The following is an 18,056-nucleotide window of genomic DNA, read 5'->3' on the forward strand; positions in this document are numbered from 1 at the left end:
ATCAGCACCCGCTCCCGCTCCCTTGTAAAAGCGCCCGGGCTTTTTCGTGTTTCGGTTCCTTAAAGAACGTTTTCGTTTCCGCGGTCTCTAAAAGCCGTCCCTCAGCCATAAACCATACCGTATCGGATAATCGTTCCGCTTGTTCAAGGTTATGAGTGATCCACAGGACCGTCAGCTGTTTTTGCCGATGGAGTTTCGTAATCAGTTTCTCAATGGTGAGAACGGATGAGGGGTCGAGCGCCGAGGTGATTTCATCCAGCAGCAGGATGGACGGCAGTCCGGCGAGAGTTCGCGCTAATGAGAGTTTCTGCCGCTGACCTCCGGATAATTCTTTCGCATTCCGATCCAGAAGCCCGCGCGGAAGGTCTGTAAAATCTGCGAGCTCTTCAGGGGTATAGTGCTGCGCCCCGTGGAGTTTTTCTGCGAGCAGAAGGTTGTCCCGCACCGTGCCCTCCGTGACGGGAGCTGATTGAAATGCAAGGCCCGCGGTTTTTCTGAGCTCCCTGATATCCCAGCGCCTTATTTCTTTTCCGAATACAAGCACTTCCCCTTCATCAGGCGTATTCATCAGATTGCAAAGTGACAGCAATGTGCTTTTTCCCGCGCCGGAAGGCCCTATCAACGCCGTGATAGAACCTTTTTGAATATGTCCGGTTACACGGCTTAGGACATCAAAGGACGTATTGTTTTGTTCAAAGCGTTTGCCGGCTGACAGAAAAGATATTGCCGGAATTTCTTCTTTCATATAGGATGACACCTTTCGTAAAAAATCAGGAACCGGTGAAATTGGCTGACGTTTGCTCCGCCTTTTTCTGGTCTGTCTGCCGGGAAGCGAATGTATGCATGACCATTCCCGCAATAATAATGAACAGTCCGGCAAATGAAAGAAGTGACGGAAACGCCGCGGATAAAAAGACGATTTCGCCGATCAGTGCAAAAAGAACCTCTCCGGATTGCGTCGCTTCAACAGCAGCGAGCTTCTGCGGCTCATTCCTCACCATATCGGTGGCGCGGAAAAATAATACTGTTGCGATAACGCCCGAGCTGAGTGCGACGATAAAGGATTGGAATGTCTGTCCCATTGAGGGAAGCCCGTCTCTATACCAGCCGAAAGCGGCGATCAAAAGCCAAAACGGAAGGCTTGCGAGCGTCATGCCGAGCACCCGCTGAAACGTATCGAGTTTTCCGCCGTATTGTTCCAGCATTTTGCGGTTGCCGAGCGGATAGGCAAACGCCGCGACGACGACCGGCGCCACGCTGAATAGTATCGTGCGGCCGGACAGAGAACCCGCATGCTGAAGCTGAATCAGCCCGGCTCCGATCAGGATGACGACGGAAGTAACCAGCGAAATCAGCGGGATCTTTTGTCTGACGGAAACCGGGCCCGCCGGTGAATTTTTTGTTTCGCAGAAAAACGGCGACAGAAGCACACCCGCGACAATTGTAATCTGCCACGTGCCGGCGATCAGCCAGCCAGGCCCATATGCCGCCGCAAACGTAATCGGGGCATAAAAAAGCACGAACCCGGTAAAACTCCACTTCAGCCAAAAAAACGGTTTTTTCCGGATTTCATGCCAGAGCGGCGCCCATTTTCCTTTCGCATAAACGATCAAAAATAAAAACGGAATCATAAAAAGAAAACGCAGGGAAGAGCTCCACATCCAGCTTCCGCCGGAAAGCTCCATCGCCCTGTTTAAAATAAATGTGACTGCAAAAAACAGAGATGCCAATATTCCGATCACGATGGCTTTCATTAAATCCCTCATTTTGACACATATTTTTTTATACTATACTATTCACCGGCAGGCTTCGCAATGGAATATGAGAAAATAGCGTTTTAATAAATGATGAATGGGAAACAGACATATACGGAGGTGAACACAATGCAGAAAGAAGATATTCAAGTGCTTTATTTCGAAGATGACGGCCGCATTCCGAATAACCCGAATCTTCCGCTTGTTATTTATAAAGCGGTATTTAATGAAGAAACGGTACAGAAAGCAGAGTCCGTCCTCAGCCGGCACGATTGGTCGAACAGCTGGACGGGCGGAGTATTTCCGTATCATCATTTTCACAGCACCACGCACGAAGTTCTTGTCGCGGTAAAAGGAACCGCGGTTTTGAGGTTCGGCGGGGAACAAGGGGCGGACGCCGTTCTTCAAACGGGAGACGCAGCGGTCATTCCGGCCGGCACCGGACATAAAAAACTGTCGGGCAGTTCTGATTTTACCGTGATCGGGGCTTATCCGGGCGGCCGGCAGTACGATACAAAAACGGAGAAAAATGATAGAACTTCAGAAGAAATCAGCCGTGTCCCGCTCCCGGAATGTGACCCCTTTACGGGAAAAACGGGCCCGCTTTTAAAACTGTGGGAAAAATGACAGGGGAAAAGCGGACGGTCTGTAAAAAAATAGCCTAAAAGAAACGTTATTACACCCCCGCCATATAAATAATTTCATAAACGAAACAATTCACGTTCAAATTTTGTTCAAAAAGTGTTATTATATAAGAGTAAATCAAATTGGGGTTTTTTATGTTTGCTATTTTCAGAGAGGAAAAAGAAATTTTGACTTATTCAATTGTTTTTGTTGATATAAAAATAATACTGGATATGGCAAAGTGAAAAACTGGGTAGTAAACATTTATTTTTGTAAATGATTGTGCATGAATTCACAATCTTGCTTTTTCGTGCTTTTCTGCATGAAGGGGGAAAGGCTACCCTTTCCAAAAAAAATCAGCATACTGCTTATAGTAAAGGAGAATCGGATATGCCAGAAACAATCGATCAAACAAATGCATCTGTCAGCCAAGGCCAACGCGATCTTATTGATCAGCTGCTAAAACCTGAAGTTCAAGAATCACTGACTGTTTTAGTGGATCAGCTTCCAAAACTGACTGAGTTAGTAAATATTTTAACGAAGTCTTATGATTTTGCACAGTCTGTAGCGACAGACGAAGTATTGAAGAGCGATACAGTGGGTGCGCTTACAGAAATTCTTGAGCCGGTGAAAGAAACAGCGAAAGAAGTTGCGGCTACTGCCATCGAAGCAAAAGACCGCGCGGATGCAAGCAATGAAACGATCGGACTTTTCGGCCTGCTGCGCATGCTGAAAGATCCTCAAGCTCAAAAGCTGTTCCGTTTTGCTAACAGCTATCTTGAAATCATGAACGAAAAACAAAAATAATCTCAGATTCAAATTGATATAAAGGACGGAGGATATACGATGTCAAAACATATTGTCATTTTAGGCGCTGGTTACGGCGGAGTTCTTTCTGCTTTAACCGTTCGCAAACATTACAGTAAAGATGAAGCACGCGTAACCGTTGTGAACAAATACCCGACTCACCAAATCATTACGGAACTGCACCGCCTTGCAGCCGGCAACGTGTCTGAACAGGCTGTTGCTATGCCGCTGGAAAAACTTCTGAAAGGAAAAGACGTTGACATTAAAATCGCAGAAGTCAATTCTTTCTCAGTTGATAAGAAAGAAGTTGCCCTTTCTGACGGTTCTAAGCTGACTTATGACGCGCTTGTTGTCGGACTTGGTTCTGTTACGGCTTATTTCGGCATTCCTGGACTCGAAGAAAACAGCATGGTGCTGAAATCTGCTGCTGATGCCAACAAAGTATACAAACACGTGGAAGACCGTGTGCGTGAATACTCTAAAACGAAAAACGAAGCTGATGCAACGATCCTTATCGGCGGCGGTGGCTTAACAGGCGTAGAGCTTGTCGGTGAGCTTGCTGACATCATGCCGAACCTTACGAAAAAATACGGCGTAGACCCGAAAGAAATCAAACTGAAATTAGTAGAAGCAGGTCCGAAAATTCTACCTGTTCTTCCTGATGACCTTATCGAACGCGCGACAAAAAGTCTTGAAAAACGCGGCGTTGAGTTCTTAACAGGTCTTCCTGTTACAAATGTTGAAGGAAACGTTATTGATCTGAAAGACGGTTCAAAAGTCGTTGCCAACACATTTGTATGGACAGGCGGCGTACAAGGCAACCCGTTAGTCGGCGAATCCGGCCTTGAAGTGAACCGCGGCCGTGCGACGGTTAACGATTTCTTACAATCTACTTCTCACGAAGATGTATTCGTTGTCGGAGACAGCGCTGTATACTTTGCGCCGGACGGCCGTCCGTACCCGCCGACAGCGCAAATCGCTTGGCAGATGGGTGAACTTGTCGGTTACAACCTGTTCGCTTACTTAGAAGGAAAAACGCTTGAAACATTCAAGCCTGTAAACTCTGGTACGCTTGCAAGCCTCGGACGTAAAGACGCGGTTGCCATCATCGGAGCGAACTCTACTCCGCTGAAAGGCCTTCCGGCATCTTTAATGAAAGAAGCAAGTAACGTACGTTATTTAACACATATCAAAGGATTATTCAGCCTCGCTTACTAATCCTTAAGATCATACAGAAGACATTGCCGGACTTTTCTCGGCAATGTCTTTTTTTTTGCATAAAAATGTCAATGGATACAATTTTCTGAAAAATAAAATAAAAATGATTGATATGTGAGAAAGAGGAAGCTAAAATAAAAAAGAACCATTTTGTTAACGTTAACATTTTTTAAGAGGGAGGATGAGAGTGTGAAAGCTTTTATGGGTGATGACTTTTTACTGGATAGTAAAACGGCCGTAAAGCTGTACCGGGAATACGCTGAAAACATGCCGATCATTGATTATCACTGTCACTTAAGCCCAAAGGAAATCTATGAAAATAAAACCTTCGCAACCATTACGGAGGCATGGCTTTACGGTGACCACTACAAGTGGCGGATCATGAGGGCCAACGGCATTGAAGAGCGCTGCATTACCGGAAACGCTTCAGATGAAGAGAAGTTTTTCGCCTGGGCAAAAACGGTGCCGATGGCGATAGGCAATCCGCTGTACAGCTGGACGCATTTAGAGCTGCAGCGCTGGTTCGGCATTTATGACGTATTGAATGAAAAAACGGCCGCGGCAATTTGGAAAAATACGAATGAGCTCCTGCAGGGAGACGGGTTTGGCGCAAGGGATCTCATTCTGAAATCAAATGTCAAAGTCATTTGCACAACCGATGATCCTGCCGATGCGCTGACATACCATGAACTGTTGAAAGAAAGTGATTTTCCGGTTCAAGTGCTGCCCGGATTTCGGCCTGACAAAGGTCTGGACATCAGCAGCCCGGGTTTTGCCGATTGGGTCCGGTCGCTGGAGAGCGCTTCCGGAATGGCTGTCACCACCTACCAATCGTATTTGGATGCGTTGGAATCCCGCGTCCGCTTTTTTCACAATGCCGGGGGAAGAGTGTCGGATCACGCATTAGATCAAATGGTTTATGCCGAGACGACCGAAGAGGAAGCGGCCCGGATTTTTGCCGCCGGATTAAGCGGAGAGCATGTGTCTTTTGAAGATGAAAAGAAATTCAAAACACGGACGCTGCAATATCTTTGCGGTCTTTACGCCGAACTGGACTGGGCGATGCAGTTCCATATTAACGCGTTAAGAAATACCAATACAAATAAGTTCAGCAGCCTCGGTCCTGATACGGGATATGACTCGATTAATGATGAACGTATCGCAAAACCGCTTGCCCGGCTGTTAGATTCCGCCGAAAAAAAGCGGCAATTGCCTAAAACGATTTTGTATTCTCTGAATCCGAATGACAACTATACTATCGCCAGCATGATCAACAGCTTTCAGGATGGGAAAACACCGGGGAAAATTCAATTCGGCACAGCCTGGTGGTTTAATGACACGAAAGATGGAATGCTTCAACAAATGAAAGCGTTATCAAACGCAGGTCTGTTCAGCCGGTTTATCGGGATGCTGACGGATTCAAGGAGTTTCCTGTCCTATCCCCGCCATGAATACTTCAGGCGGCTTGTCTGCACGCTGATCGGCGGCTGGGCGGAACAAGGCGAAGCGCCCTGTGATATGGAGCTTTTAGGGAGGATTGTCGAGGGAATTTGTTACCGGAATGCTGAGGAATATTTCCGCTTTTAAAAAATGGAATGAAAGAGGTGGCCTATGAGTAATGTGCCTGTCGTGACAGCACCTGCCGCAAAAGTGAAGGAGCATAAGCTGAGTCTGAAAGAAAAAGTATCCTATGGTTTCGGAGATTTTGGGAACGGATTTATGTTTGATCTCGGGCAGATCTATTTGCTGAAGTTTTTCACAGATGTCGCAGGCATTCCGGCAGCGTTCGCCGGCAGTATTTTTTTGGTCAGCAAGCTGTTTGCGGCTTTGACTGATCCGATTGTCGGCTCGGCCATTGACTACAGAAAAAAGATCGGACCCCGAGGGAAATTCAGGCCGTACTTATTATTCGGAAGTATTATTCTTGCGGTCATGACCGTATTGATTTTTGTGTCACCGGACGTGAGCGTCACCTGGAAACTTGTGTACGCCTATGCTTCTTACATGCTGTGGGGGGGCGCTTATTCTTTTGTCAATATTCCGTACGGCTCCCTCGGCGCAGCCATTACACAGGATGCGGAGGACAGAACGGCGCTTTCCGCATTCCGCCAGATCGGCTCTCTCGGCGCGCTGCTCATTACAAGTGTCATCGTCATCCCGATTCTCGTTCATTTTGATAACGTTCACATCGGCTACCCGGCAGTCATGGGAATGATGGCCGTAATCGGAATCGCGGGATTTATGATCTGCTACCGAAACTGCAAAGAAAGAATTATCGTCCGTGAAGCGCCGAAAGAAAAGCTGTCCGTCATGTCGGTTTTCAAATGCTTTATCGGCAACAAACCGCTTCTGACTGTCGTTTTCATGACGATTTTCTCAATATCGGCATACAACATTAAATCCGCTATGCTTGTTTACTTCGCCCAATACAATCTCAACAATGCGGAGCTGATGTCCTACATGAGTTTTATCATCATCGGCTCTTCATTTTTAGGTGTGTTGTTTATGCCGAAACTCGTCAAACGCTTCGGAAAAAAGCAAACGGTGATGATCGGTTTTGCCGTCAGCGCCGCGGCTGATGCGCTGAATTTCTGTCTCCCGTCAAATGTATATATCTTTACGGCGTTAGCGAGCATTGCTTTTATCGGGATCAGTATACCAAACGGCATTACGTGGGCGCTTGTGTCGGACATTATTGATTACGGAGAGTGGAAGACGGGTGAACGGAAGGAGGCGACGACATATTCGCTTTTCAACTTCTCCAGAAAACTCGCCCAATCTTTATCAGGTTTTCTTTCAGGCATCGGGCTGAGCGTTATCGGCTATATCCCGAATGCGTCTCAGACAAAAGGCACGTTAATCGGGATTAAAGGGCTTCTGCTGCTGTACCCGGCTTTCGCTTTAGCGTGCGCCATGCTGATTATCGGTTTAATGTATAAACTGACGGACCGGCAGCATGCCGAGCTCGTTCAGGACTTACATCATGCAAAACCTCAACTTTAGTGATTTTATGGACTGTCCGTTAATGATACAATAGAAATAAATGACAGCATACAGAAAGAAAGGAAAAACGATGGTAACCATAAAAGATATCGCAAAACTCGCCAACGTATCCCACACAACCGTATCCCGAGCACTTAACGGCAGCCCCTACATTAAAGAGCATACAAAACAAAAAATATTAGAGCTCGCTTCACAGCTGAATTACACACCGAATGTAAATGCAAAAAGCCTTGCCATGCAAAAGTCCCATACGATCGGACTGTTTTTTACAAGCATCACAAACGGAACCTCACACAGCTTTTTTTCCGATACCATCAAAGGTGTAAACCGCACAATCAGTGAGGAATACAATTTGTTCGTCCGCGCGATTGACGATCTGAAAAGCTTTGAAACCATTACGCCCATGAGATATGACGGAATCATTTTAATGAGCCAAAGCGACAGTGATAATTCATTTATTTATCATATCCGCGAGAAAAACATCCCGCTCGTCGTGCTGAACCGGGACATTGATGACCGGAGCATCACGAATATCCTGTCAAACGATAAAGAAGGCTCCAGACAGGCGGTCGACTGCCTGATCGCAAACGGACACAGAGATATCGCGATCATTGAGGGAAAGGAAGGATTCAGGTCAGCTTCTCAGCGGAAAGAAGGCTATTTGACATCTTTAATTGATCATTCTATCCCGATTAAGCATGAATACAGTGTAAAAGGCCGCTATGATATGGAAAGCGGCAGTCAGGCGATGGAAAAACTTTTGGCGCTTCAATCACCGCCTACGGCTGTTTTTTGTTCAAACGATGATATGGCGATCGGGGCGATGAATACCATTTTCGCCAAAGGCCTGAACGTTCCGGAAGATATATCCGTTATCGGGTTTGATGACATCGGCATTTCCCAATACATGACGCCGAGGCTTTCGACAGTAAAACGCCCGGTTGAAAAAATCAGCATACTCGGCGCAGAGAAAATTTTGGCGCTTATCACCGACCCGGATACGGCGGCGGAAAAAATATACGAAAACACCGAGGTGATGATAAGAGATTCAATTAAAAAACTCACATAACGGCCCGTCTGACTATCCGGGTTTTCGTACGGAAAAATGTTAACGTGTGCATAAATGCAGAAGGAGGCGGACAGCTTGCGGCAGCTGAATAAAAAGATGTGCGGTGAATACATTCAATATCCTGAAAAAGTCCTTCAGTTCGGCGAAGGCAACTTTTTGCGGGCCTTTGCAGATTGGCAGATCGATCAATTGAATCAATTGACGGATTTTAACGGAAGCGTTGTCGCTGTACAGCCGAGAGGCTCTGAGAAAATAAAACGTTTAAACGAACAGGACGGTTTGTTTACGCTTTTTTTGCAGGGGATAAAGGACGGAAAACCGGCTGAAGAACACACGATTGTCAAATCCATCAGCCGCGGCATTGATCTTTTTTCTGACTATGATTCCTTTAAACGGCTGGCAGCACAAGAGGATCTTCGTTTTATCATCTCCAATACGACAGAAGCGGGAATTACGTTTGAGAAAGGCGACCGGCTTGAGGATAGGCCTCAAAAAACATTCCCCGGGAAATTAGCGGCGTTCCTTTATTTCCGCTATAAGGCATTTGCGGGTGACGCCGAGAAAGGGTGCATTGTGCTTCCATGTGAACTGGTCGAAGATAACGGACGGAAACTGAAGGCTGCCGTGCTTCAATATGCCGGGCTGTGGGAGCTGGAGCCTGATTTTACTCAATGGATTCATGATGCGAACATCTTCTGCAATACCCTCGTGGATCGGATTGTTCCGGGATTTCCTGTTGATACCGCGGAAGAACTTACCGATTTTCTCGGATACGAAGACCGTCTGCTTGTGGTCGGAGAGCATTATTATTTGTGGGTGATAGAAGGGCCGGAACAGCTACAGAATGAGCTTCCTTTTGCTGATGCCGGGCTGAACGCACTGATCACGTCTGATCTTACGCCTTACAGGACAAAAAAGGTGAGAATCTTAAACGGCGCTCATACGGCATTGGCGCCAGTGGCTTTATTATACGGACTCCAAACCGTCCGGGAAGCGGCTGAGCACGAGGTGACGGGCAGATTCATCGAAGAGCTGATCAATGAAGAAATCCTTCCCGTGCTGCAAATGGAGGGTGTCACCCAGTATGCGGCAGATGTGTTACAGCGGTTTAAAAACCCTTATATCCAACATTATCTGCAAAACATCACCCTTAACGCCGCCGCGAAATTCAAAACAAGAAACCTGCCGACGCTGAAGGCTTATATCGAACAGGAGGGCAGGCTTCCTGAGAGGCTGGTGTTTTCATTCAGCGCCATGATCTATTCATACTGGAACGGGCCGAACAAACCGGCAGACGGCGAGGAGGTTCTGAACCGTTTTCAAATGGCGCGGTCCCGTTGCAAAGATGATATGTTTCAAGCGGCATTTTCTATATTAGGAGAAGAGCGATTGTGGGGAAAGAATCTGAACCATCTTCCGGGGCTGACTGAACGAACTGCTTTTTTTCTCTCTGTCATTCATAAGCGGGGGATGAAGCATGCGTTACATGAATGCTGCGGCAATAAGGGGGAAGTGGAATGAAAGAGGTCATAAAAATCCATAAAAACGATAACGTGCTTCTCGCTATGCGCCATTTTAACAAAGGGGAGCGGCTGTATACAGACGGACTGGCGATTGAAGTGAAGGACCCTGTAAAGCGGGGGCATAAAATCGCGCTGCAAACCATTGAAGAAAACGGCAGCATCATTAAATACGGTTTTTCAATCGGGCGTGCGACAAGGCGGATTTCGGCCGGCGAGCATATTCATACCCATAATCTGCAAACGAATTTATCCGATGTGCAAGAATACACGTATTCACCGCGCTTCGAGGACAATCCTTTTACAAATGAGAACCGGACATTTAAAGGCTACAAAAGAGAAAACGGTACATCCGGCGTCCGGAATGAACTGTGGATCGTGCCTACAGTCGGCTGCGTAAACGGCGTCGCTGAGAAAATCCTGCAGCGCTTCGTAAAAGAGGCGAAAGACATTGCCCCCTTTGACAATGTGCTGGTTTTAAAGCACCAATACGGCTGCTCCCAGCTTGGCGATGATCATGAGAATACGAAACAAATGCTGATTAACGCCATTCGCCATCCAAATGCGGGCGGTGTGCTGGTTTTAGGGCTAGGCTGTGAAAATAATGAGCTGGCGGCAATTAAGGAAACGCTTTCTGAAGTGAACGGAGATCGGGTGAAATTTCTCGAATCACAGGCTGTCACAGATGAAATTGAAGCGGGGACAGCGCTTCTTAAAGAGATACACCTTGCGGCAAAGGGAGATAAACGTGAGGAGATTCCCCTGTCAGAATTGAGCATCGGATTGAAATGCGGCGGGTCGGACGGTTTTTCCGGCATCACCGCAAACCCTTTATTAGGGAGATTTTCAGATTACTTGATTGCACAGGGAGGGAGTACGGTCTTAACGGAGGTGCCTGAGATGTTCGGCGCTGAGACGATTCTCATGCAGCGTGCGGTGAGTGAAGAAGTGTTTCATAAAACAGTCCGATTGATCAATGATTTCAAGCAATATTTTATGAAGCACGAGCAGCCGATTTATGAAAACCCGTCACCAGGGAATAAGGAAGGCGGCATTTCAACGCTCGAAGACAAGTCGCTCGGCTGCACCCAAAAAGCCGGTCTTGCACCGGTTTCTGATGTGCTGACATACGGTGAAACACTGAAAACAAAGGGATTGACACTGCTCAGTGCGCCTGGCAATGATTTAATCGCTTCTTCAGCGCTCGCTGCGGCGGGCTGTCACATCGTGTTGTTTACAACCGGAAGAGGCACGCCGTTCGGCACATTTGTCCCGACTGTGAAAGTATCAACAAATACCGATTTATTTCAATCAAAACCTCATTGGATTGATTACAATGGGGGCAGATTGGCGGAAGACCAAACAACAGAAGATCACATTGTGAGAGATTTTATTCAATACATTATTAAAGTTGCAAGCGGAGAATACGTCAATAACGAAAAAAACGATTTTCGGGAGCTTGCAATCTTTAAGTCCGGTGTGACGTTATAAGGGAAAAGGCGATCTGACAACAGACCGCCTTTTCGTATTCACTTATCGTTTTGCCCCTTGATGAATTGTGAATATCTATGAGCTATAATAATGGAATGGTGCCTTACATAAAGGAGATTTTTATAATATATATAATTATTATGGAAGATTGGTTTTTAGTCACATATTTCAGAGGGGGTCCTAATGAATAACATTTTATACATTGAAGATGACCAAGAAATTGGCCAATTTGTAAAGGATGATTTAGAAGATCGGGGCTATATGATTATATGGCTCACTTCTTCCTATAATTACGAAACATATATAGAAAAGGCTGATCTGATCGTGCTTGATATAATGATGCCCGGTTTAGATGGATTTACAATCGGTCAAAGGATGAAAAAAACACATCCGCAGATCCCGCTCTTGCTTTTAACAGCGAGAACGGGTCTGGAAGATAAACTGAAAGGCTTAGGATTTGCGGATGATTACGTGACAAAACCCTTTCATCCCGATGAACTGGCCGCTCGAATCGAAGTATTATTAAGAAGATTTGACAAGACTGCCATTCATGAATTGAAGCTAAAACACTTAAGTGTCCACTTGAAAGAAAAAAGAATTTTAAATCATCAAAGTCATGAGGAAATATTTTTAACTGATAAGCAGTTAAGGATTTTTTTGCTTTTGCTTAGACATCCCAATCAAATATTAACAAAGGAACAAATTTATGAAAATATTTGGGAGCAGCCTTATATCGAAGGGGATAAGACGTTGATGGTACATATCAGGCATTTACGGCAAAAAATCGAGATCAATCCAAATGAGCCGGAAATTCTTGAAACGATCAGAGGGATTGGATACAGGATTAAACAATGAAATTATCAACAAAATACCTTATTAATATCGTTGCCTCAATTTTGTTTTTTCCGATAGCCTTTTTAGGTGTGAATTTTCTTTACTATGTCACATTAACATACTTGATTGATCACCAGGGGCAAGTACACTATGAACCAAACAAGTTGGAAAGTGATTGGAAGTCTGATGTGGAAGGTTTTTCAGGGAAATCCAATCGGGAAATTACGTCTGCTTTCCCGCACATGAAGCAATATAAACACTCTGATATTGTATGGATAAATGATAAGGGAAAGGTGATGTTTTCGAACTCAGAACGGTTGGCCAAAAAGGGTGAGGTTATTCACGTTAGCGAATTGATTAAATTGATGGAACAAAACCAAAAGAAATATTTATTGCTGAGTGCTTATGTAAATGGGAGTGAAGACAGCGGATATGCATTTTTAGAAACTCCGCGCTCAATTATAGGATCTCAATGGGAGGTTATGAGGGCCAAGTATTCCTATATATGGTTTATCGCCTTGATTTTTGTCTGTTCACTTTTTGTGATTAATTCATGGATGTTTTTTGCGAAAATACAAAAAAGGTTAATTTCTTTGGGGAATCATATGAAAAAACAAGATAATGACGGCATACCGGAATTTGTAACAGTTAAACAGAAGGATGAACTGGGTCAAGTGGAATATTCATTCAACCAGATGGTTGAGGAACTAAGGAACAGCAGACAAAAAGAGCGTGAAGAAGGCGAAATCCGAAAAAACTTGATTGCTGATTTATCTCATGATTTAAGGACCCCTCTTACGGTTATAAGAGGGCATACATTTACGTTGAAGAATGAAATAAGCAGTGAAAATGGAAAGCATTCTTTAGGCATCATAAACGATAAAATAACGTTTATGGGCGAACTGATTGACAATTTGTCATCATTTTCTCTTCTTGCCGCAGGTAAATTGCCGCTTCATAAAAAGAGTTGTGACATATTAAAGATAATACGTTCTTCGTTAACAGCTTGGTATCCAATTTTTGAGAAAGAGCACTTCACAATAGATATTGATCTGAAGGAAAACATCGTATGGGAAATAGACGAGACTTGGCTGAAGAGAATTCTTGATAACATTTTTCAAAATGTTTTGCGCCATGCTCATTCAGGAAAATACGTTTCCGTACAGACAAAGCTAATTGAAAACAAACCCGTAATCATAATTGAGGATAGGGGCCCGGGAATGAATTATAAATCTGAAAGAAAAGGCGCCGGGATCGGCTTATCGATCATTAATATGATGCTTAAACAAATGGGGCTTGAACATAAAATAAAGAGCAATCAAAACGGAACGGTTTTTATTATTTATCCAAACAGCAATGAATACGTGAAGCCGTAGAGGCTTCACGTATTTTTTATATTGAGAAATTTAAACGTAAATTAACCTTGACTATATCTTCTTTTTAACCTCGTAAGTTTATATTATAAACAGAACAAGACGGAGAGGAATGATGAAAAGTGGGAAAGGCTGATCCAGCTTTAATATCCAAGGGTATCAATGTTTCTATAAAAAAGAAAGAAATTTTACATGATATAAATTTAACATTGGAAAAAGGTAAAATATATGGTTTATTAGGTCCCAACGGTGCAGGAAAAACGACATTGCTTAAAGTTCTTTTAGGGATATTTCCTCCAACTTCAGGTGAAGTGATTTTTGAGGGGGATGACTTATATGGAAATCCAAATAATGATGTGATTCAGTCTATAGGAAGCATTATAGAATTTCCTGGCTTTTATGAAAATTTGAATCTTTTTGAGAATATTAAATTACATCTTAACTATTTAAAAAAATCAGCTTCTGATGAAGAAATAAATGAGATTTTAGGAAAGGTTGGACTTTTTGAACATAAAGATAAGCTGTTTTCGCAAACTTCATTAGGAATGAAACAGAGGCTGGGAATTGCCAGAGCAGTTGCGCATGCTCCTGCATTGCTTTTGCTGGATGAGCCGACGAACGGTTTAGATCCATATGGTATTAAAGAAGTACGTGAAATGTTGATCCAAGAGGTAATGAAAAATGGAACCACAGTCGTTATTTCAAGTCACCTTTTAAGTGAGATTAATCTCATGGCCGATGAATTGCTTATTATGAATAAGGGGCAGATTATTTTCGAGTCAGCCTTTATGAAAAATACGCAACATCTTTATTTGTACAAAATTCCAGCTGAAGCGGGTATTAATTGGGCGGATATTGAGAAATTTGCGGATCATGTTATTTCAAAGAATAAACAGCAATTCGAGTTTATTTCAATAATTCATCCGTCGGAAATGAAAGAGAAATTAAATTCTTGGGGATTTAACAAGGCGTCTATTGACGGATTTAAGCTATCTTTGGAAGATCTTTATTTAAAACTGCTGGCAAAGGAGAAAGGTCATGAGTCTGTTAGTGCGTAACGAGTTTCTGAAACTTAAAAGACTGAAATCAATTTATGTTATTTTCTTTCTAAGCTTTTTGCCATTTCTCATAAACGGAATCGGTCTTTTGACTATGAACGAAAATACAGATTGGAACAAATTTTATATGTTTGTTTTTAATCAGTATTCGATCCTATTTCCGACTATTATTTTTATTTTTTCAGGTTTTTATTTTTATTTAGAATTTAAAAACAGGACAATGTTGAATTGGATGTCATATCCGTATCATAAATTCAAATTGATATTATCAAAGCTAGCTGCAGCTTTTCTATTTTTGTTTTTAATCTCAGCTGTTAATCATATTATTCACTTATCCACCTTGTTTTTCTTTTTTCGGGAAGATATCTCAGCAAGCGACTTATTAAGATTAATAGCGACATCTTTTACTTCTACTACTTTGAGCCTGCTAACCATTCCGATTGCAGCTTTAATTGCTTTCTTAAGTAAAAATCTAGTGGTTGTCATGATAACCGGTGTAGCTTCCTTTTTAATAATGACGATACTGTTAGCAAGTGATGTCTCAATAGTCTTTCCTTTTTCTTTTATTTATCGTTTCAGTATTCAAATTTTTGAAAGTGATATGGGATATACCAATTCAATTCTTTTAGTTTGGGGATTACTGATTATGGGGCTGTATGTTTTGGTATCCTTATCAGGATTATACGTATATTCGAAAAAAAACAGAATGTAAATGGAGGATGAGTATACATGGAGCAAGTTATTTTTGTGATTTCAATGCTCGCTTTAGGAGTTACACTGGTTACCTTTTTCGGAATGATTTTGAATGACGGATTAAGAGGCGTACTAAACTTTTCAAGAAAACCTGTAAAATTTATGACTGGATCATTTCTGGTATACATTGTTGCCTTTGCTGTTTATATTTTAATAAGTGTAAAGTAACTTTTTCATTTTAAGGGGATTCAAAGGGATTCCCTTATTTTCCTTAGTAAGGGGCTTGGATACAAATGAAAGATAATTGGGTGAAGCTTAATATTGAGCAGTTTGCAAGGGCTTTTGTTTTCTCCTTATTATTGTTTTTTATGCTTTTGCTTATAACAGACAGCCAATTACAGTTTAAACAGTATAGTCTATTTTTTGTTCTAAGTATATTCGGCAGTAGTTGTTTATGCTTTACCTATGATGACAGAAATAAGACATATCTTCGCAGCCTGTTCCGTTTTTCAGAATTATGTCAAGAGGGATCCGATGCAGATCAATTGATAAAAGAACTAACCAATGAAATACAGAGTGTGCTCTCAGGAAAGCAGATTGCTCTTATAAACTATGACAAAAAAACATTAAAATTGAAAGAAAAAAACATTCAAGTTCCTAACATAAACATTTCAAATTTTAAGATAGGAGAAATACGTGAAACCGCCAGCGGATCAATTCTGTTTATCGGGGAGAAGTGTGATACATTTGTTTTTATTCATTTATCACATGGAGGACACCCTATAAAGATTCGTGAAAACGAGGCAGATTGGCTGCGAATGCTGGCATTCTGCACAGCATCTGCACTTCAGAACAAATTATTGATTCAAAAAAAAATTGATGAAATTATCATAGACGATCAACATAAATGTAAGTCGGCTGTACTTTCTAAGGTTTTATTTTCAATTTCAGAAATAGAGAGAACCAAGCTTGCACAGGATATTCATGACTCTATCATTCAAGAGCTGATATTTGTATGCAGAGAATTAGAGTATCATGTTGAGAAATACAAGGATATTTATTACATAAGAGAAATTTTGCTGGACAATATCCAGTATATAAGAGAAAAATGTTTTGATTTAAGACCACCTTTTTTAATGGAGATGGGACTTCTTCGAAGCATTCAAGTCCTGATTGATAAACATAAAAGCAACTATCAGCTTGATATTGAATTCTTTGTAGATGTAAAAGATGATTCTATTTTTACAGAAGATATCACAATAAACATTTACCGGATTGTTCAAGAACTGCTTACTAATGCTGTAAAACATTCAAAAGCCAGTTATATTGTTTTGACGATGATTCAAAAAAAAACAAGTCTTATGTTTGTTTACGAAGATAATGGAATCGGCATTGATTGGAATAAAGTAAATTCAAAAACAAACAGTTTTGGGCTGACAGGGATAAAAGAGCGGATAAATTGTATGAATGGTATTCATAATATATCTTCAAGCGTAAATGAAGGATTGCTGTTAAGGTTTGAAATAAGTACGAAAAATGAATAGGGAGCGCTGACATGATAAAGATTCTATTAATTGATGATCATATTGGTGTTGCTCAAGGGACAAAAGCCATTCTTGAAAAAAGCAATAAAATGGGAGTAACAATATTGTCTTGCTGTAAAGAAGTACTTAATCACCTTAAGCATTATGAGTATGACTTAATTTTACTTGATTTATATATGCCGGAGTTAAATGGAATGGAATTGTCAAAAATGATTCTTAGAGAGAGCCCCGATCAAAAAATTATAATTTATACTGGTTTTGATATCTCTGTGCATTTCAATCTTTTGGTTGAAGTTGGTGTTTCCGGGTTCATAAGTAAGTCATCAACAGAAGAACATATGATAAAAGTAATTGAAAGTGTCATTGAGGGAGATACCATTATTCCTACTCATCTCTTTAAACAATTAAGAAGAACAGAAGCAAATACGTTCAACATTGATAAGCTTGAAGATAGAATAAGAGATATTACTTTAAATGAAAGAGAACAAGATATCTTAGCGGGCGTAGCGGAGGGAATGACAAACCGGGAATTATCAGCAAAGCTGTTGATCAGTCAAAGAGCGGTTGAATACATTCTTACTGGTGTGTACAACAAGCTCGGAGTAAAATCCAGAACAGAGGCACTGATCAAAGCAAATCGATATTCATTAATTTCTATGAAAACTATATATGAGTAAATGAATCGGGATTAACGGAAGAGTTAATCCCGATTTTCTTTATAACCTATACTTCGGAAACGCGCAAAAAAAAAGCGCTTTTCCGAATATGACTTTTCGGTGCCTATAGGTAAAAGATCGTTTATCATAGGTTTATAGAAATATATGGATCAAAATCCAATATATTTCAAAAATCAAAGGGAGGAATATTAATGAATGAGAAAATGTATCGTTTTGCCGGTGATTTAAGAGAAGAACTTGAGGAAATTTCTTTAAGTGAATTCAGCGGAGGAGGAGGCGCAGAACAGCGGGGGATTTCTCAAGGAAATGATGGTAAGCTTTGTACGTTAACTTGGGAATGCGGTCTTTGTCCTACTCACACTTGCTGGTGTTAAAACAACCCGAAATAAGA

At 42.1% G+C, this 18,056-nt stretch carries 18 protein-coding genes; 16 read left to right on the forward strand and 2 right to left on the reverse strand.

Translation table 11 applies throughout. The features are described 5' to 3' along the window. Position 1: 1 nt before the first annotated feature. Positions 2–745 carry an ABC transporter ATP-binding protein gene (locus HAP68_RS05835; RefSeq protein WP_041482360.1) on the reverse strand — a complete coding sequence of 248 codons (744 nt, stop codon included), beginning with the start codon at positions 743–745 and terminating at the stop codon, positions 2–4. 25 nt (positions 746–770) lie between these two features. Next, positions 771–1,754, reverse strand: coding sequence for a DMT family transporter (locus HAP68_RS05840; protein ID WP_024085182.1), 984 nt, complete (start codon positions 1,752–1,754; stop codon positions 771–773). Between the two features lie 129 nt (positions 1,755–1,883). Here HAP68_RS05840 and HAP68_RS05845 point away from each other — a divergent pair, with 129 nt between their 5' ends. The 16 genes from HAP68_RS05845 to HAP68_RS05920 all read left to right on the forward strand — a co-directional run bounded on the left by HAP68_RS05845 (position 1,884) and on the right by HAP68_RS05920 (position 18,039). Further along, positions 1,884–2,381: a cupin domain-containing protein gene (locus HAP68_RS05845; protein ID WP_024085183.1), complete on the forward strand. Its 498-nt coding sequence runs from the start codon at positions 1,884–1,886 to the stop codon at positions 2,379–2,381. Between the two features lie 387 nt (positions 2,382–2,768). Further along, positions 2,769–3,185 carry a DUF1641 domain-containing protein gene (locus HAP68_RS05850; RefSeq protein WP_003154908.1) on the forward strand — a complete coding sequence of 139 codons (417 nt, stop codon included), beginning with the start codon at positions 2,769–2,771 and terminating at the stop codon, positions 3,183–3,185. A 39-nt stretch (positions 3,186–3,224) separates the two neighbouring features. Beyond that, positions 3,225–4,403 (forward strand): NAD(P)/FAD-dependent oxidoreductase, encoded by a 1,179-nt coding sequence (locus tag HAP68_RS05855; RefSeq protein ID WP_003154907.1) that lies wholly within the window; start codon positions 3,225–3,227, stop codon positions 4,401–4,403. 189 nt (positions 4,404–4,592) lie between these two features. Then, complete coding sequence (gene uxaC / locus HAP68_RS05860) at positions 4,593–5,990, forward strand: glucuronate isomerase (RefSeq protein WP_024085184.1); 1,398 nt, start codon at positions 4,593–4,595, stop codon at positions 5,988–5,990. Between the two features lie 24 nt (positions 5,991–6,014). After that, a complete protein-coding gene (locus tag HAP68_RS05865; RefSeq protein WP_015388366.1) occupies positions 6,015–7,406 on the forward strand; it encodes an MFS transporter in 1,392 nt (463 codons plus the stop codon). A 70-nt stretch (positions 7,407–7,476) separates the two neighbouring features. Further along, complete coding sequence (locus tag HAP68_RS05870; protein WP_003154904.1) at positions 7,477–8,475, forward strand: LacI family DNA-binding transcriptional regulator; 999 nt, start codon at positions 7,477–7,479, stop codon at positions 8,473–8,475. Between the two features lie 75 nt (positions 8,476–8,550). Beyond that, a complete protein-coding gene (locus HAP68_RS05875; protein WP_015388365.1) occupies positions 8,551–9,996 on the forward strand; it encodes a tagaturonate reductase in 1,446 nt (481 codons plus the stop codon). After that, complete coding sequence (locus HAP68_RS05880; RefSeq protein WP_003154902.1) at positions 9,993–11,486, forward strand: UxaA family hydrolase; 1,494 nt, start codon at positions 9,993–9,995, stop codon at positions 11,484–11,486. Before HAP68_RS05875 ends, HAP68_RS05880 begins: the two co-directional genes overlap by 4 nt. 183 nt (positions 11,487–11,669) lie before the next feature. Further along, complete coding sequence (locus HAP68_RS05885; RefSeq protein WP_003154900.1) at positions 11,670–12,341, forward strand: response regulator transcription factor; 672 nt, start codon at positions 11,670–11,672, stop codon at positions 12,339–12,341. After that, positions 12,338–13,696, forward strand: a complete 1,359-nt coding sequence (locus HAP68_RS05890; protein ID WP_003154898.1) for a HAMP domain-containing sensor histidine kinase — start codon at positions 12,338–12,340, stop codon at positions 13,694–13,696. Before HAP68_RS05885 ends, HAP68_RS05890 begins: the two co-directional genes overlap by 4 nt. 119 nt (positions 13,697–13,815) lie before the next feature. Further along, positions 13,816–14,751 carry an ABC transporter ATP-binding protein gene (locus HAP68_RS05895; RefSeq protein ID WP_003154897.1) on the forward strand — a complete coding sequence of 312 codons (936 nt, stop codon included), beginning with the start codon at positions 13,816–13,818 and terminating at the stop codon, positions 14,749–14,751. Then, complete coding sequence (locus tag HAP68_RS05900) at positions 14,732–15,463, forward strand: ABC transporter permease (RefSeq protein WP_003154895.1); 732 nt, start codon at positions 14,732–14,734, stop codon at positions 15,461–15,463. Before HAP68_RS05895 ends, HAP68_RS05900 begins: the two co-directional genes overlap by 20 nt. Positions 15,464–15,480: 17 nt before the next feature. After that, positions 15,481–15,672, forward strand: a complete 192-nt coding sequence (locus tag HAP68_RS05905; protein WP_003154894.1) for a hypothetical protein — start codon at positions 15,481–15,483, stop codon at positions 15,670–15,672. Between the two features lie 65 nt (positions 15,673–15,737). Continuing rightward, complete coding sequence (locus tag HAP68_RS05910) at positions 15,738–16,988, forward strand: sensor histidine kinase (RefSeq protein ID WP_003154893.1); 1,251 nt, start codon at positions 15,738–15,740, stop codon at positions 16,986–16,988. Positions 16,989–16,999: 11 nt separating this feature from the next. Beyond that, entirely contained in the window at positions 17,000–17,665 is a 666-nt protein-coding gene (locus HAP68_RS05915; RefSeq protein ID WP_003154892.1) for a response regulator transcription factor, read from the forward strand. Positions 17,666–17,856: 191 nt separating this feature from the next. After that, on the forward strand, positions 17,857–18,039 hold the full coding sequence (locus HAP68_RS05920; RefSeq protein WP_003154891.1) for a plantaricin C family lantibiotic: 183 nt from the start codon (positions 17,857–17,859) through the stop codon (positions 18,037–18,039). The last annotated feature ends 17 nt before the right edge of the window (positions 18,040–18,056 follow it).

Source organism: Bacillus sp. Bvel1 (assembly GCF_014872755.1).
In the GTDB taxonomy this organism is placed as follows: Bacteria; Bacillota; Bacilli; order Bacillales; family Bacillaceae; genus Bacillus; species Bacillus velezensis.

Coding starts and splice junctions, on each gene's coding strand:
- HAP68_RS05835 (WP_041482360.1), bottom strand. CDS start 745: ATGAAAGAAGAAATTCCGGCAATATCTTTTCTGTCAGCCGGCAAACGC.
- HAP68_RS05840 (WP_024085182.1), bottom strand. CDS start 1,754: ATGAAAGCCATCGTGATCGGAATATTGGCATCTCTGTTTTTTGCAGTC.
- HAP68_RS05845 (WP_024085183.1), top strand. CDS start 1,884: ATGCAGAAAGAAGATATTCAAGTGCTTTATTTCGAAGATGACGGCCGC.
- HAP68_RS05850 (WP_003154908.1), top strand. CDS start 2,769: ATGCCAGAAACAATCGATCAAACAAATGCATCTGTCAGCCAAGGCCAA.
- HAP68_RS05855 (WP_003154907.1), top strand. CDS start 3,225: ATGTCAAAACATATTGTCATTTTAGGCGCTGGTTACGGCGGAGTTCTT.
- HAP68_RS05865 (WP_015388366.1), top strand. CDS start 6,015: ATGAGTAATGTGCCTGTCGTGACAGCACCTGCCGCAAAAGTGAAGGAG.
- HAP68_RS05870 (WP_003154904.1), top strand. CDS start 7,477: ATGGTAACCATAAAAGATATCGCAAAACTCGCCAACGTATCCCACACA.
- HAP68_RS05880 (WP_003154902.1), top strand. CDS start 9,993: ATGAAAGAGGTCATAAAAATCCATAAAAACGATAACGTGCTTCTCGCT.
- HAP68_RS05885 (WP_003154900.1), top strand. CDS start 11,670: ATGAATAACATTTTATACATTGAAGATGACCAAGAAATTGGCCAATTT.
- HAP68_RS05890 (WP_003154898.1), top strand. CDS start 12,338: ATGAAATTATCAACAAAATACCTTATTAATATCGTTGCCTCAATTTTG.
- HAP68_RS05900 (WP_003154895.1), top strand. CDS start 14,732: ATGAGTCTGTTAGTGCGTAACGAGTTTCTGAAACTTAAAAGACTGAAA.
- HAP68_RS05905 (WP_003154894.1), top strand. CDS start 15,481: ATGGAGCAAGTTATTTTTGTGATTTCAATGCTCGCTTTAGGAGTTACA.
- HAP68_RS05910 (WP_003154893.1), top strand. CDS start 15,738: ATGAAAGATAATTGGGTGAAGCTTAATATTGAGCAGTTTGCAAGGGCT.
- HAP68_RS05915 (WP_003154892.1), top strand. CDS start 17,000: ATGATAAAGATTCTATTAATTGATGATCATATTGGTGTTGCTCAAGGG.
- HAP68_RS05920 (WP_003154891.1), top strand. CDS start 17,857: ATGAATGAGAAAATGTATCGTTTTGCCGGTGATTTAAGAGAAGAACTT.